Origin of the sequence: Marinobacterium weihaiense, assembly GCF_019061305.1 — a bacterium.
In the GTDB taxonomy this organism is placed as follows: Bacteria; Pseudomonadota; Gammaproteobacteria; order Pseudomonadales; family Balneatricaceae; genus Marinobacterium; species Marinobacterium weihaiense.
Map to the genome: position 1 here is coordinate 95,395 of NZ_JAHQZT010000005.1, position 15,756 is coordinate 111,150.

General features: G+C 59.3%; 12 protein-coding genes and 1 pseudogene. 10 read left to right on the forward strand and 3 right to left on the reverse strand.

Annotated elements, in window-relative coordinates; genetic code table 11:
• A complete protein-coding gene (locus KTN04_RS05285; protein ID WP_256449055.1) occupies positions 1-1,212 on the forward strand; it encodes an NnrS family protein in 1,212 nt (403 codons plus the stop codon).
• An 11-nt stretch (positions 1,213-1,223) separates the two neighbouring features.
• Here KTN04_RS05285 and KTN04_RS05290 read toward each other — a convergent pair whose 3' ends face one another.
• Positions 1,224-2,999: a DEAD/DEAH box helicase gene (locus KTN04_RS05290; protein WP_217334174.1), complete on the reverse strand. Its 1,776-nt coding sequence runs from the start codon at positions 2,997-2,999 to the stop codon at positions 1,224-1,226.
• Between the two features lie 161 nt (positions 3,000-3,160).
• Here KTN04_RS05290 and KTN04_RS05295 point away from each other — a divergent pair, with 161 nt between their 5' ends.
• The gene (locus tag KTN04_RS05295; protein ID WP_217334175.1) at positions 3,161-3,763 is read left to right on the forward strand and encodes a sigma-70 family RNA polymerase sigma factor; all 603 of its coding nucleotides are present in this window, start codon (positions 3,161-3,163) and stop codon (positions 3,761-3,763) included.
• Between the two features lie 16 nt (positions 3,764-3,779).
• Entirely contained in the window at positions 3,780-3,941 is a 162-nt protein-coding gene (locus tag KTN04_RS05300; RefSeq protein WP_254262398.1) for a zf-HC2 domain-containing protein, read from the forward strand.
• On the opposite strand, the gene KTN04_RS05305 is transcribed toward KTN04_RS05300, so the two are convergent.
• Positions 3,938-5,038 (reverse strand): tRNA-queuosine alpha-mannosyltransferase domain-containing protein, encoded by a 1,101-nt coding sequence (locus tag KTN04_RS05305; protein ID WP_217334177.1) that lies wholly within the window; start codon positions 5,036-5,038, stop codon positions 3,938-3,940. The genes KTN04_RS05300 and KTN04_RS05305 overlap by 4 nt on opposite strands.
• Before the next feature lie 109 nt (positions 5,039-5,147).
• Between KTN04_RS05305 and KTN04_RS05310 the strand changes: the two genes are divergently transcribed.
• The 7 genes and pseudogenes from KTN04_RS05310 (at position 5,148) to KTN04_RS05340 (ending at position 15,203) form a co-directional block, all read left to right on the forward strand.
• Positions 5,148-5,846 (forward strand): SDR family oxidoreductase, encoded by a 699-nt coding sequence (locus tag KTN04_RS05310; protein ID WP_217334178.1) that lies wholly within the window; start codon positions 5,148-5,150, stop codon positions 5,844-5,846.
• 56 nt (positions 5,847-5,902) lie between these two features.
• Complete coding sequence (locus KTN04_RS05315) at positions 5,903-9,319, forward strand: bifunctional diguanylate cyclase/phosphodiesterase (protein WP_217334179.1); 3,417 nt, start codon at positions 5,903-5,905, stop codon at positions 9,317-9,319.
• 120 nt (positions 9,320-9,439) lie between these two features.
• A complete protein-coding gene (locus tag KTN04_RS05320; RefSeq protein WP_217334180.1) occupies positions 9,440-11,077 on the forward strand; it encodes a CHASE domain-containing protein in 1,638 nt (545 codons plus the stop codon).
• A 21-nt stretch (positions 11,078-11,098) separates the two neighbouring features.
• A pseudogene (locus KTN04_RS17370) lies at positions 11,099-12,292 on the forward strand (putative bifunctional diguanylate cyclase/phosphodiesterase); the annotation flags it as partial.
• Positions 12,293-12,378: 86 nt separating this feature from the next.
• Positions 12,379-13,527 carry a porin gene (locus KTN04_RS05330; protein ID WP_217334182.1) on the forward strand — a complete coding sequence of 383 codons (1,149 nt, stop codon included), beginning with the start codon at positions 12,379-12,381 and terminating at the stop codon, positions 13,525-13,527.
• Positions 13,511-14,416 carry a metal ABC transporter substrate-binding protein gene (locus KTN04_RS05335; protein ID WP_217334183.1) on the forward strand — a complete coding sequence of 302 codons (906 nt, stop codon included), beginning with the start codon at positions 13,511-13,513 and terminating at the stop codon, positions 14,414-14,416. The genes KTN04_RS05330 and KTN04_RS05335 overlap by 17 nt, the downstream gene beginning before the upstream one ends.
• Positions 14,406-15,203 carry a metal ABC transporter permease gene (locus KTN04_RS05340; protein WP_217334184.1) on the forward strand — a complete coding sequence of 266 codons (798 nt, stop codon included), beginning with the start codon at positions 14,406-14,408 and terminating at the stop codon, positions 15,201-15,203. The genes KTN04_RS05335 and KTN04_RS05340 overlap by 11 nt, the downstream gene beginning before the upstream one ends.
• Here the strand turns inward: KTN04_RS05340 and KTN04_RS05345 are convergent.
• Positions 15,167-15,754, reverse strand: coding sequence for a DUF3299 domain-containing protein (locus KTN04_RS05345; RefSeq protein WP_217334185.1), 588 nt, complete (start codon positions 15,752-15,754; stop codon positions 15,167-15,169). The genes KTN04_RS05340 and KTN04_RS05345 overlap by 37 nt on opposite strands.
• Positions 15,755-15,756 lie beyond the last annotated feature (2 nt).

Genomic DNA, 15,756 nt, shown 5'->3' on the forward strand with positions numbered 1-15,756 from the left:
ATGGTCAATTTGGAAGCACAACCCGATAGCTGCCTTGGTTGGATTTTTAGCAACGGCTTCAGGCCACTCTTTGTGCTGGCAACCACCCAGGCACTTCTAATGCTGGCCACCTGGCTGCTGTTTTGGAGTGGTTGGCTGGCACCGCCTGCAACATTGGTGTCAACGGTGGTGTGGCATGGGCATGAAATGCTGTTCGGCTTTGTCGGGGCAGCCATTGGCGGTTTTCTGCTGGCGGCAGTGGCTAACTGGACCGGGCGCAAGCCGGTGGCGGGCGCGCCCTTGATGTTGCTGGCGGCGAGTTGGCTGCTGGCCCGCGCAGTCGCCTTTTTGGGGGGAGACTGGCCGGATGGGGTCAATGCTTTGGGGGCGGTCAGCTATTGGCTACTATTGGCGTTTCTGTTTGGGCGTGAGCTGATCAAGGCGGGTAATCGGCGTAACCTCAAGGTGCTGGTGATCCTCGCCGGTTTTGCGCTGTTGATCCTGGCCTATCATCTGCACTGGCTGCCCGCGCTGGAGGTACTGCACCTGACCCTGGTACTGGTGTTGATGCTGCTGACCCTGATCGGTGGCCGCATCACCCCGGCGTTTACCCGTAACTGGCTGAACCGCCAGGAAGTCAGAAGCACACGGATGCCGGCACCCTTTGGCCTGGTCGATGTGGCAGCGGCTGCGTTGACGCCGGTGGCGGGGATAATCTGGGTGTTCTGGCCTGCCGCCATGCTGACGGCGGTACTATTGCTGCTGGCGGGCGTTGCGCAACTGCTGCGCCTGTGGCGTTGGCACGGCTGGCAAACCCGCTCCGAACCCCTGTTGCTGGTCCTGCATATCGGTTACGCCTGGCTCGGTATCGGCCTGTTGCTGCTGGCGGGCAGCAGCGCCGGGCTGTGGGCAATGAGTGCGGGTTTGCATGCGCTGACGGTGGGGGCCATGGGCGGCATGATCATGGCGGTGGCCTCACGGGCCGCACTGGGACACACCGGCCGCGAATTGACCGCAGGCCCGATCCTGACTTTGGCCTTTGTCACCCTGCACCTGGCGGCGCTGGTTCGGGTGCTGGCCGCGCTGTTTCCCCAGGGCATGATGGCGCTGATCATGGTCTCCGGACTGCTCTGGCTGCTGGCGTTTGCACTCTTTGCCTGGCGCTATCTGCCCATTCTGCTGGGGCCATCGGTGCCGTTCAGTGAGCGGTTGAAGGCGCAGCGCAAGGGTTAATGCGGGCTTGGTCAGAGCGCGTTGGCCTTGCGATAAGCCCCCTGATAATCGAACAGGCGCTCGCGCACCTGCCAGTAACCGCCGCCTTGGCGACCTTTCTTGCCTGTCTGCTTGGCGATGACAAAGTCCGGCGCGGGCAACAATGCCTCGGCGGCCAGCGCTTCGGTGGCGGTCTTGAACTGGCGCGGCGACTCGCCGTTGTTGCAGCGGCGGCCGAACAGCTTGTTGAACAGGGCACGCTGCGCCGGGCGGTCCAAGTGAAAGCGCTCACGCAACTCCTCACCCTGTTCCTCGTGATAGGTCACGGTGAGACATTCGCCGCTGGCGCTGAGGCTGATACCGGCGCAGCGGATCACCAACGCATCCTTCAGCTGCAGCGCACGCTTGAGCAGGTCATCCGGGTCGATGATCGCTTCCCGGCAGCTCTGGCAGTAGCGTGCGGCGATGTCATTTTCAGCGCCGCAATGGGGGCACTCCTTGAAGCGGAAACGGTAGTCGCACTGTTCTGATTTTTCGCCCTCCATCTCCAGCAACCCCTGGCAGCGGCGGCCGTAATGTTCGACCACTTGGCCGTTGCTGTCGGTCTTGCCCCAGAAGATGTTGGCAAAGCCACAGCCCGGGCAGAACACCTGTACCGGCTCGGAGTTGCTGTCGGGCTTGGGCGTGCCCACCTCGGGATGGTGCAAGTTGAAACCGTTACCGGCGTAGTCGATGACCAGGCAGTTGTCTTTGCCATCACTGAGGCGCAGGCCGCGGCCGACGATCTGCTGATAGAGGCTGACCGAAGCAGTCGGGCGCAGAATGGCGATCAGGTCCACATGGGGCGCATCGAAGCCGGTGGTCAGCACCGCCACGTTGACCAGGTATTTCAGTTGGCGGGCCTTGAAGCGCTGGATGAGCTGCTCGCGCGCCTCACCGGGAGTCGCCCCCGTGATGACGGCGGTGTCGGCGGCGGGCAGGTAGCCGCCGATCTCATGGGCGTGCTTCACGGTGGCGGCAAAGATCATCACGCCCTGGCGTTGGGCCGCCAGCTCTTCGATCTGCTCGCAGATGGCACGGGTCACGCGCGGGTGTCTGGCCAGCAGGCTGTTGAGTTCGCGCTCCGGGTAGTGGCCGCTTTCCGAGGGTGTCAGTGAGGAAAAGTCATAATGGGCGATGGCGGCATCGATGACCTCCGGTGGCGTCAGGTAGCCGTGGCGGATCATGTGACTGAGCGGCAGTTCAAAGATGCACTTGTCGAACACCCGCGGCTCCTCGCTGCGCACGAATCCGCGGTAATGGGTGCGGTAGATCCAGCCGTACCCCAAACGATAAGGGGTGGCGGTCAGGCCCAGCACCTTGAGCCCCGGGTTGTGATCACGCAGATGGGTGATGACCTGCTGGTACTGGCTGTCCTCGTCCTCGCTGACGCGGTGGCACTCGTCGATGATCAGCAGCGAAAAGGCGGCGGCAAAGTGTTCCAGATTGCGCGAGATCGACTGCACACTGGCAAAAGTAACCTGATGGCTGAATTCCTTGCGCCCCAGACCCGCCGAGAAAATGCCGGCCTCCAGTCCCAGTGCCGCGTACTTGGCGTGGTTCTGCTCCACCAGCTCGCGCACATGGGTGATCACCAGGATGCGCCGTCGCGCCAGTCGGGCAAGCTCCGCAATCACCAGGCTTTTACCGGCGCCGGTGGGCAGCACGATCACGGCCGGATCATTGCCGGCGCGAAAATGCTTGAGCGTGGCGTCTACGGCATCCTGCTGGTAGTCACGCAGGGTAAAGGCGGGCGCTGTCGGGTTCATGCCGGTCTTCGTATTCTCTATTGGCACCGTGAAAGGCAGCATGATAGGGCAGCCATACCGGAGGGGGCAATGTCAGGTGCATGTAAGGTTTGGCGGTCATAAACGACTATGCTTGGCATACCACCCAAGAAAAGTGTGGAACCGAGCCGGGAGACAGACGCTTGAGTACAACTGAAAAGAGGGCTGGGCAGGAAGCATTTCATCAGCAGCTGGACGGTCTGCGGCCCAGGTTGCTGGCATTTGCCCGGCTGCAGCTGGGCGATGAAAGCCAGGCGGAGGATCTGGTTCAGGAAGCTCTGATCGGTGCTTGGGAAGGAGTCGAGCGATTCGACGGCCGGGCGCGGCTGGAAACCTGGGTATTCAGTATCCTCAAGCACAAGCTGGTCGATGAAATACGCCACCGCCGCCGTGAGCAGTCCACCGGCTTTGATCCGGATGACATGCCGGATGTGGAGGGGCTGTTCAACCCGCGTGCGCACTGGTTGCCGGCGGCACGCCCGAAAAAATGGCAGGAGCCCGAGCAGGCTTGCCTGCAGGACGGCTTCTGGCAGGTCTTTGACTTCTGTGTATTGCACCTGCCGGAAAGCACTGCGCGCGTGTTTTCCATGCGCGAACTGATGGGGCTGGAAACGGCAGAAATCTGTGCGGCATTGGGCATCAGCGAGCAAAACTGCTGGGTGATTTTGCATCGAGCGCGCCTGAAGCTGCGCGCTTGTCTCGAAAACGGCTGGTTTGACAAGGGGGAAGACAATGCGGTCCTGTAAGCGCGCAACCGAGTTGATGTCACAACAGCTGGATCGGGAGCTGTCGAATACTGAGCGGTTCAGCTTGAAGGCGCACTTGATGATGTGCCGCCACTGTCGTCATTGCGATATACACTTCAAGGCGCTGCATCGGTTTTCTGAAACGCGCGCACAGGCGAATGAGTCCGAGAAAGACTAGTCGTGCGAGCATGTCTCCAGAGTCGCGTGCATGGCATGCTCGTAATCCTGTGCGCGATTGGACCAGCTCAAGTGACGAATGTCCGGACAGGGCAGCGGCGTCCCCGAGGCCTTGGCGGTTGCCAGGCGGGCAATGTGTGATGCGAGGTTCTCGGCTTCTTCATCGCCGCCGTAGCGATACTCGGCGGCAAACAGGTCCCGGTACGCCAGCCGGTCAGGTACGAGCGGGGTGCAGCCAGCGGCGACACCTTCCAGCACGGCGATACCCTGATAATCATGCAGTGCTGTCGACAGTACGATATCGGCCTGTTGCAACAGGCGGCGATAATCGGCAGTGGCCTTCACATGGCCCCAGTGCCCTAAATTGCCGCCTTCGGCCAAGGCGTGACGAATGTTATCGAATACCTTGGGAGTGTGTCGAAACTGCTGACCGACGACATGCAGGCGGAAATCTACGCCGCGTGTCTGTACTGCCCGGATCGCTTCCAGCAGCCGCTCTGGCCCCTTGTCAAACTCCCAGCGGTGGTTCCAGATCAGCTGCAGAGGGCCTGGTTGTGGCTGTGGCTGATTAAACACGTCATCCGGTAGCGGGACCGGCAGAACCCTGGAGCGTGCGGCAACGATGTCACACAGTCCTGCTGGAACTTGGTCAGGCAACTTTTTCAGCAGCTTGGCGGCTCCGTCGAGCAGGGTGCGGCGGTTGAACTCCGAGTTGAACAGGATCCGGTCGGCCGCGAGTGCGTTGTAGAGGTTGAGCATCTGCGGCTCAACCGAGTTGACCTCATGACCCGAAACCGGATAGGCGAACTGATTTTCGTGGAAATATACCAGCGTAGGGGTGTTGGCCAGTGCAGGTACCAGCCCGCGCAGCCCGGTCAGGTCGACCATCGAGGTGGCTACGATCAGGTCATAGGGCTGCTGAAGGGTTATACGTTCGTTGAAGGCCCAGCTCAGACTGTTGCCGCGCACCCGCCAGGCAAAAAAACGGGGTGGTAGGGTCAGTACGGTCCAGTCATACATTGGCAAGGCATCAACCAGCCCCTGTCGCCAATAGCGGTGGCTCAATGCATCATAGGCGGACAGCAGTAGAACGCGCATGTAAGGTGGCTCCCGGGCAGTGTGGCATGATTGTGCCAGAGTGCTCGGGACTTGTCAGATGGCAGGGAGGCTGCTTGACTGAATACAGTTCTCATTGGGAGTGGGTCACATGTCAGGAACTGTTTTGATTACTGGTTGTAACCGTGGTCTGGGACTGGAGTTTACCTATCAGTATGCCCGCGACGGCTGGCGGGTCCATGCCTGCGTACGTGATCTGGTACATGCCGAGGAGCTGCTGGCACTTGAGGCGCGTTTCCCCGAGCAGGTGCATTTGCATACCCTGGATATCACCCGTGATGGCCAGATCACGGCCCTTGATCGAGTGCTGGGGGACGAAACCCTGGATCTGTTGATCAACAACGCGGGGTATTACGGTCCCAAGGGGGTCTGTTTTGGCAAGGTGGAACGTGAGCTTTGGCGGCAGGTGCTGGAAACCAACACACTGAGTCCGTTGATGCTGACGCAGGCACTGTACCCGCGTATTGCCACCAGCAAGCTGAAAACCGTGGCATTTCTAAGCAGCAAGGTGGGCAGCATCAGTGATAACCAGTCCGGCGGCGGCTACTATTACCGCAGCTCAAAAACCGCACTCAATCAGGTTGTCAAGAGTCTCTCCATTGATCTGAGTGGTGCCGGCATCAAGGTCATTGCCTTGCACCCGGGCTGGGTACAGACTGACATGGGGGGACCGCAAGCGTTGATCAGCGCCGAAGAAAGTGTCACGGCCATGCGAGGACTGCTGGGGCAATTGACACGAGAACAGAGCGGGACCTTTTTGAATTATGATGGCACAGTGATCGACTGGTAGAGGGCGCCTGTGCCTGGCAGCCCCGCCGGGGGCGCAACGCCAAAGGGTGGCAACGGATGATGCAGAGTGAAAAAGGGCGGCCTTTGGCCTTGGCGGTATTGTATTTGCTGTTCGGCTTGTTCTGGGTACATGGGTCAGACGTGTTGATTGCCGCCATGACCAGCACGGTCGCCTCATTCGAGCAGGTGAGCCGTTTCAAGGGCACCGTGTTCGTGCTGCTCAGTGCTGGGTTGATCTACGGGGCATTGAGCCGGTGGCGTCCGGTATTTCGTATCGATAGATTTCACCAGTCATCCGGCCACTGGACCGTGCTTGCCGGTCTGCTGTTGATCGTTCTGTTGATGCCAACGGCCGGGGGCACCCTGAGTCACTGGTTGGAGGGGCAGCCGGGCTTGACAGAAGAGCACTGGCCCTGGTGGCTGTTGACCGGCGTCCTGGCTGTACTGGCCAGCCTTATCCTGCTGTTGAATTCCCGCCGACAACTGTATGAAGCCCTGTCACGTTTCACACGTCATGAGGCTTTGCGCCGAGAGCAACTGCTGGTCGGCTTCTTCGACATGCCCTATATCGGCATGGGATTCACGGACCCGGCGACCGGGCGGTGGCTGAGGGCTAATGAGTTTCTGCAAGCCCTGCTCGGTTTTGACAGTGAAGCCTTGTGTCAGCGCGACTGGCAGGGACTGACCCATGCGGATGATCTGGAAGCCGACCAGCAGGCCTTTGAGCGGCTTATGGCGGGGGAATGCGATGCCTACGAGCTCAAAAAGCGCTTCGTTGCAGCCTCGGGTGAGATGGTGCCGGTGCGTATCTACGTACGCCTGTTGCGAGACCCTGCGGGCGAGCCCGAGCATGCGATCTGTATGGTACATGACCTGCGGCACGAGCAGGCGGCACAACAGGCGCTGCAGCGCCAGAGCAACCTGTACAGCATGCTGTCCCGGGTCAACCAGCTGATCGTGCACAGTGACTCGGCCGAGGACGTGCTGGCGTCGGCATGTCGGATCGCCGTGGAGGACGGGCAAATGAGCTTTGCCTGGATTGGTCAATGCAACGATCAAGGGCACATTGTGTCAGCGCTGGCGCACGCGGGTGACCGTCAAATGGCATCGGGCGTGCACGAGCTGTTTGAGATATTTGCCGCTCATCCGGGTCAGGGGCTCAGCGAACAGGCTATCGCAGAGGGGCGTACGGTGGTTGTTAACGACACCCTGTCGGTTGTCACTTACCGGCCTTGGCACAGTTTTTCACGCCGCTATCGTTGCCTGTCAGCCATCTCCATGCCGTTACTCCATCAGGGGCGCGTGTTTGCCAATTTGACGCTGTATGCCGATTCGGTGGGTTTTTTTACCGAGCCTTTGGTGGCTACGCTGGAAGAAATGGCCAGTGATATTGGCTTTGCGCTCGACTCGCTGCAGCGGGACCAGGCGTTGGCAGCGGCAGGCCAGGTGATCAATTCCAGTCCGTATGTGTTGATCCGCTGGAAAGCGGTGACGGGCTGGCCGGTTGAGTTCGTGTCAGACAACGTGCGTCGCTGGGGAATTGAGCCTGAGTACCTGCAGGGGGATAGCCACAACTTTGCGGCCATGATTCATGAGCAGGATCGTGGCCGGGTTGAAACCGAGGTGGAGCGTTATCTGGCGCAAGGGCTGAACAGTTACACCCAGACTTACCGTTTGGTGCTGCCGGGGAATCGAGGCGTGATCTGGTTGGAAGACCGAACCCATGTGCAGCGGGATATGACCGGCAAGGTCCAGAGTATCGAAGGTGTTCTGGTTGACATTACGGCACGTCGGCAGCAAGAGATGCGCTTGCAACAGGCGGCCGCCGTGCTCGACAGCACGCGGGAAGCGGTACTGATCACGGATGCAAATAAATATATTCTGCAGGTCAACCCGGCCTTCCGGGATATGTTCGGCTGGAGCGAGGCGGATCTGCAGGGCCGCTCAACAGCGGTGTTGCGTTCAGGCTTGCATGATGACGTCTTTTACCGGGATGTGTGGCATCACCTGAATACAGAGGGGCATTGGCAGGGCGAAATCGTCAGCCGTCGACGTCACGGGGAGCTCTTCCCGGCCCTGCTCAGCATCAGTCGCCTGGACATGGATGAAGAGGTACGGTTCGTGGGTGTCTATACGGACTTGAGCCGTTTGAAAGACTCCGAGTCACGATTGGAACACCTTTCAACGCATGATGCGCTTACCGGACTGCCAAACCGAAAGGCCTTGTTTCGTCAACTTGAGCACTGCAGCCAGTACAACCGCAAGTACCGTCGTTTATCCGCACTGCTGCTGTCTGATCTGGATAACTTTCGTGCCATCAACGACAGCTTTGGTCATCTTGAAGGCGATCAGTTGTTGTTGGAGGTGGCCCGGCGGTTCCGGTCCGAACTGAGTGATGATGTTGAACTCTATCATCTGGGCGGTGATGAATTTGCCGTTGTGCTGGAACAGATCCATGATGAGGGGGATGCGGCTCAGGTTGCAACTCGGCTGATGCAACAGCTACAGCCGTTGTTTAAACTTTCGGGCGGACAGGCTGTTCAGATGAGTGTCAGTTTTGGTATCAGTCTGGTGGACCAGTCAGGCTCGCCCTCACAGCAGATCCTGCAACAGGCGGACGCAGCGCTGTTTCGTGCCAAGGAACAGCGTGGCAGCCTGAGCTTCTTCAGTGATGACATGACCGTGGCCGTACAGCAGCGACTGGCCATGGAGCAAAGCCTGCGACAGGCGTTGGAACGGCAAGAGTTCTGCCTGTACTACCAGCCGCAGTGGTCAACGGATGGAGGCCACCTGACAGGGGTTGAAGCCCTGATTCGTTGGCAACATCCTGACCGGGGCATGATACCGCCTGCTGCCTTCATTCCGGTGGCCGAACAAAGCGGTCTGATCGGCCAGATTGGGCGCTGGGTGTTGCAGGAGGCTTGTCGACAGGTCGCCCGCTGGCAGGCGGCAGGTGTGCCGGTGCCGCGGGTGGCTGTGAACGTGTCTCCGCAACAACTGCACTACCATTCTCTGGTGGACGAGTTGGCGGCCGCGCTGGAGGAATCCGGAATAGAACCCGAGCGTCTGGAACTGGAGGTGACCGAAAGCGCCCTGATGTCCCCGGGCGTGAATGCCGAAGATATGCTGCAGGCCCTGCGCGAACAGGGCGTCAGGCTGGCGATCGATGATTTCGGGACCGGCTATTCATCGCTGGCGTATCTCAAGCGCTTCCCGCTGGATCTCCTCAAGATTGACAAGTCATTTACGGATGACCTGCTGGGCAGTAAGGAAGCACATGCCATCGTGGAAACCATCATTTTGCTGGGCCATCGCCTGGGACTTGATGTGCTGGCCGAAGGGGTCGAAACCCCGGCTCAGCAACAAGCACTGGAGCAGCTGGCTTGTGACCATATTCAGGGCTATCTGATGAGTCGGCCCTTGCCGGTTGTCGAGCTGGAGCGGCTGTTACGGGACGCCCATGTTGATCTGTAGCAGTTCGGAGACTCTTGCGTGAAAATAATCGGAAGTAGCCGTACGCCGTACAGACTTTTACTGTAGGATCAAACAAGCGTTCAGTTTCTTACTGCTATTCATCGGAGAGCCCAAGCGCCTGTGAAACCTGCTGCTCCTTCCATGTCCATTATCAGTGCAAACCTCTTGCTGGCCTTGGGCTATATGCTGATGGGGCTGGCGTGCTCCTACACCGGCATGCATGAGCAGATTGCACCTCTGTGGTTGCCGGCCGGTTTGGCACTGGCTGCCCTGTTGCGAAGTGGATGCAAACTTTTGCCGGGTGTAGCGCTGGGTAGCCTGTCCGTCAATCTTGCCATTCCTGCTCTGCAGGGGCCGCTGGCTCCGCATCATGTGTACGCCGCGTTGGTGATTGCGTCAGGGGCTGTGGTGCAGGGCTGGATGGCCATGTGCCTGTTGCAACGCCTCGGGGCCGATCCGCTGAAGCCTGTGCGTGAGCGCTGGATGACACCCTTTGTACTGTATAGCGGGGTAGTCGTGTGCCTGGTTAATGCCAGCCTGGGTACGCTGGCGGTGACCGTCTTCAACCAGGGTGGCAGCACGGCTGATATGCTGGAAAACGGTGTTAGCTGGTGGCTCGGAGACAGTTTTGGTGTCCTGCTGGGCACGCCGCTGTTTCTGGCCATTGCGGACGCCAAACGCCAACGCGCTCAGCTGAACCTGGCAGCGCGCCTGTTGGGTGTGTTGCTGGCGGTGGTGCTGGTTAATCAATATTACCTGTTGCACCTGAACGGGGTGCTCAAACAAAGCTTTGCACAGGACACGCAGCTGCTGGATGCTCGTATCCAGGCCATTATTCAACAAAACCTGAGAGACCTTTCGCGAATAGGGCAATCCTTGGGCAAGGAACCAGACGTTACCGCACATGTGTTCCGTGAGCAGGTTGAACCGTTGATGGCGGACAATCCAGCCTTGCGTGCCTATTCGTGGGACCCACTGATACAGAGCCATCAACGTGCCGATTTCGAAGCCCAGACACGCCAACAGCTGCAGTGGCCGGAATACCAGGTATACGGTGAGTCGCCAACTGACCGGCCTACCTTGATACCGGTGCAGTTTGTTGAACCATTGGCGACCAATCGTGCTGCGTTGGGCTTTAATCTGTATTCAATGCCGGATAGACGGCGTTGGGTTGAGCTGGCGCAGGCACGTGGTGAAGCGGTGGCAACTGAAGTGCTGTACCTGACCCAGGCACCGGATGAGCCCGGGCTACTGGTCATGCAGCCGGTATACCGGCTGGTGGGCAATGATTTGTTGAACAGTCGGCGTGAACTTAGAGGTTTTGTGGTCGGCGTATTTACCGTGTCGCGGCTGCTGGATGCCGCTCAAGTGTCAACGGATGGTCGCCTGATTGGGTTGCGTGTGTCGGAAGCCGGCGAGGAACCTTTCTATGACACCTGGTTGGTAAAGGGTGACAATGACAGAAAGGGGTTGCGTCAGGCATTCAGTGTGCAGCTGGCGCAGCAGGAGTGGCAGATTGATGCGCGCGCCGGGCCTGATTACCTGTCGACGCACCCGGTCAGCCAGGCACAATATCTGCAAATATTGTTGGTGGGAGTCAGTGCATTGGGGGTTTTGCTGATTCTGGCCATGCATCATCGCGAGCGCCTGCTGGAGGCACGTGTACGGCAGCAAACGGAAGATCTGGCCTGGCAGGCATTGCATGATGACCTGACCCGGTTGCAGAACCGAAAGGGGTTGAAACAACGGCTGGAGTAGAAGCTTCACCAGCGTGAACAGGCTTTTGCTGTCCTCTTTATCGACCTGGATCGCTTCAAACTGATCAATGACAGCCTGGGGCATCATATTGGAGATCGCCTGTTGCAGTCACTGTCGGTAACCCTTGCAGAGGCATTGCCCGATGATAGTCAGCTTTTCCGCATGGGGGGGGACGAATTCATTCTGCTGGTACCCGGAGATGTGGCGCAGGCGCAGGCACAAGCTCAGCAGGTATTAACACTGGCTGCACAGCCCTTCGCTGTGGGTGAGCATCAGCTGCAACTGACAGCCAGTATCGGGATCAGCCTGTTTCCGGCCCACGGTGATACAGCCGATACGCTGCTCCAGCATGCCGATACGGCAATGTACCGTGCCAAAAGCTGCGGCAAGAATCGATTCGAGCTTTATTCACAAGAGCAGACACAGAGTGCGGTCGAACACTTTTCCATCGAGCAGGATCTGGGCAAGGCGATCCGTAATGATGAGTTACTGCTTCACTACCAGCCCCAGTTTGCCCTCAACGGGTTGCAGCTTTGCGGGTATGAAGCGCTGGTCAGATGGCAGCACCCCGAGCAGGGTTTTCTGGGGCCGGATCGCTTCATTCCGGTTGCGGAAGATACGCACCTGATCGTGCCGTTGGGGTGGTGGGTGATCGAGAGTGTCTGTCGTCAGTTGGCTGACTGGCAGGCACAAGGACAGCCTTTGGCTGTTGTTGCCGTCAATATTTCGCCCCAGCAGCTGCTGCAGGCCGATTTCATTGCGCGACTGAACGAAACACTCGATCGATATGGCCTTGAACATCGGTGGCTGGAGCTGGAAATTACCGAGTCCACGATCATGCAGGATCCGGACTTCGTCATTCAGCAGCTGCAGCGCGTGCGCATGTGTGGTTATCATCTGGCACTGGATGATTTTGGCACCGGTTATTCTTCACTGAACAGAATCAAATACTTGCCATTGAATCGCATCAAGATCGACAAAAGCTTTGTGCGTGATATCGGTCACAATCCCAAGGATGAAGCAGTTGTCATCAGTGCAATTGCACTGGGAAGCAGCCTCGGGGTAGAAGTGTTGGCCGAAGGTGTCGAAACGGTCGAACAGAGCCAGTTTCTGGAGCGGCATGGCTGCAACAGTGTGCAAGGTTACCTGTACGGTCGACCAATGCCGGTGGAGGCGCTGGTGTCCGACCAGATGCTGGCAGGCACCAACCCCTGAAGGGGGCGTGTTTTTTGCACTCTTGATGTTACGTTATAACAAAAGTATTATAATGTTACGTTGTAACATAAAGGATGCGGTAATTCATGACTTTTTCTTCTGTTCGCTGGTTTGTACCTTTGGCCTTGCTGGCGGGGGCTCAGGCACATGCCGAAGTGCAAGCGCCTGACATCAGCCTGATCATCGATGCCTACCACAGCTCCAACGACACCGCGCTGGGTGGTCGTACCAAGGGCTGGGGGCTGAGCCATACCGAGCTGGGTATCAGCCAGCAATTTGGCAGTTTTGCCCGTGGTACGTTGACTACCGTACTGGAAGCCAATGAAGACGAAACGGATGTCAGCGTTGAGGAGGCGTACCTGCAGTCACTGTCGCTGCCAGCGGGCATGACCCTGCGTGCCGGCCGTTTTCTGTCTGATCTGGGCTACCTGAATGGCCAGCATCCGCACGCTGACAGTTTCACTCAGCGTCCTCTCATGTACCGTGCCTTTCTCGGTGGCCACTACTACGACGACGGGGTTGGCGTGAGCCTGGTCGTGCCAACCGATCTGTACTGGCGCATCAGTGCCGAAGCCTTTGATGGCGGTGAGCTGGGTGAATATGAAACGGACTCAACGGTGGGGACCTGGGCGCTTTCAACGACACTGGGAGGTGATCTGTCGCGTTCACACAGCTGGCAGGCGGGTGTCAGTTACCTGCGCAACCGCATGCTGGAAGCCGACACGGATGCGCATGACGACCATCATCACCATGAACACGACCACGAGGGTGGGGCGCATGGCCACAGCCATGGAGCCGAATACGCGGGCAAGCACCTGTACCTGGCGGATCTGGTGTGGAAGTGGGCCCCCGAAGGCAACAACCGCAACCGCCAGCTGACGCTGTCCGCCGAGTATGCGCGGGCCACTGATCTGAACGAACATGCTTCCAGTGATGAGTATCATGAAGGCTGGTATGGCTCGGCGGTGTATCGATTTGCACCCCAGTGGAGCGCCGGTCTGCGTCATGGTCGCGTTGATGTGAAGTTGGGGCATGACGACCATTTCCACGACGGGGCTCTGGAAGAGACCACGGCCATGCTGGCCTGGAGCCCGTCTCACAGTCAGACGCTGCGGGTGCAATATACCCATCAGGATGCGGTTGAAGATTGGCATGATACCTTTGCCGGTGCGGATAATACGGTAACCGTGCAGTACATAGTGAGCTTCGGGGCGCATGATGCGCACGCGTTCTAAACTGGCGTTGCTGGCCGTGGCGGCCTGGGCGCCATTGTCGGCCCAGGCACTGAACATCTTCGCCTGTGAGCCCGAATGGGCTGCGCTGGCCCGTCAGCTGGCACCGGGTGCCCACATCACCAGTGCCACCCATGCCTATCAAGACCCGCACTACATCGAAGCGCGTCCCAGTCTGATTGCCCGTCTGCGCCGTGCCGACCTGGCCGTCTGCAGCGGGGCGGCACTGGAAGCCGGCTGGCTGCCGGCGCTGCAGCAGCGTGCGGCTAACCCGGCTGTGCAGCCCGGCCAGGCAGGCATGTTGTTTGTGGCTGAGCAGGTGGAAACGATTGGCCAGGTGGAGCATGTGCCCCTGGGCGCGGGTGATGTGCATCCTGAAGGTAATCCGCATCTGCATTTGGACCCGGAGCGCATGCGCAAGGCGGCTGCGGTTTTGAGTCAGCGCCTGGCGCAGGTTGATCCGCAACAGGCTGGTGCTTACCGCAGCCGTTACCTGCGCTGGTCGCTGGCGTGGCAGCAACGCCTGGATGACTGGCGGCAGCGGGCACGTCCCCTGAAGGGGCAGAGGGTTGTGGTGCAACACAGTACCTTTGACTACTGGTGGCGATGGCTGGGCATAGAGGTGGTGGCCGATTTGGAGCCCAAGCCGGGTGTCCCCCCCACACCGAGACATCTGAATGCACTGGTCGCCAAGGTTGAGCAGAACAGACCGCTTGCGATCGTTCACAGCTGGTACCAGGATCCGAACAGTGCCCATTGGTTGGCAGAGAGAACCGGGATACCGGTGGTGTCACTGCCATCGACCACAATGGCTGAACAAGGCCTGGAAACGCCGGCCGAGCTGTTTGAATATCTGTTGCAGCAGTTGCTGGATGCACATCATGCCGATTGACCTGGGACAAGGTTGGTTGTTTGAGCTGGCGGTGCTGCTGCCACCTCTGGCCGCCGGGCTGTTGGTGCTGGTCAGCCATCTCTGGCTGGGTGGACAGGTGCTGCGGCGCGGTATCCTGTTCATCGACCTGGCCGTTGCCCAGCTGGCCGCATTGGGCAGCCTCTTGGCCCGGCAGTGGTTGGGCGACGGCTCAGGTGCGCCCCTGCTGGGCGGGTTGTTGCTGGCCATAGCGGGGGCCGTCATCATCGGCCAATTGAGCGAGCGTTTTGTCGAGCAGCGAGAAGCGGTGATCGGCCTGGTGTACGCGGGGGCGGCGTCAACCCTGCTGTTGGTGCTGGCGGCAGATCCACATGCAGGGCATCGCCTGTCCTCAAGCCTCAATGGCGATATTCTCTGGGTCAACTGGTCGGATCTTGTGCCGCTGGCAGGACTGACCGCCCTTTTTCTGGGGCTGACCCGATGGCGCTGCCACTGGTTACAGGGCCGTGCCTTCTATCCGGTATTTGCCCTGCTGGTTAGTACCTCGGTGCCCTTGCTCGGGGTCTACCTGGTTTTCGTGACGCTGATCGCTCCGGCACTGGTGGCGCAGTTGTGTGCCAGTCGGCGTTTGGCCATGCTGGTGGCTGGCGTCGGCCTGGCTCTGGGCTTATGGCTTGCCTTGTGGCTGGATTGGCCTGCTGGAGCCACGCTGGTGCTGGTTCTGTTGCTGCTGACGGCGGTAACTCTGGTACTGCACCGGCTGTGGCAGCGTCACTCGGCCGGTGCGTCCTCATATTCAATCTCGTAAGGCGCGATACGATAGGCTTCCAGGCGGTAGCCTGCCGTGCCCATCTCGTGACTGAACACCTCGGTGGTCAGCCGGCCACTGATCAGGACGGCGTCATACAGGCTGTCGATGCGGGTTCCGGGCGCATAATGTACATCGATAATCTGGTTGGAGGGCGGTGGCGGTACATGAATACAGGCACCGAAGTAGGGCACCAGAAAGAAACGACCCACCCGGTCGCCTTCACCTTCCAGCGGTACCACGAAGCCGGGAATGCTGATCATGCGCCCGTCCAGGGCGTCCACCACAGGCGCCGAGGCCAGTGACTGCTGCAGCTCGTCGTAAAGGCGTTGTGCCCTGTCGCTATAGTCATCCAGCTGATCCAGTTCGGGGTTGTTGTACAGGCTTTCCAGTGACAACACATAATCGGACGGCATCAACGCTTCCCAGTCCAGCTCGGGGGCCGGTTCACCATTGACGCGAATCGCGTCTTCATCTTCTGTGCTCCAGGCCGGTGCGGTGATCAGGGGCAGGCTCAGGAGCAGGCATAGTGTGAGTGCAAAGTGCTTCATGT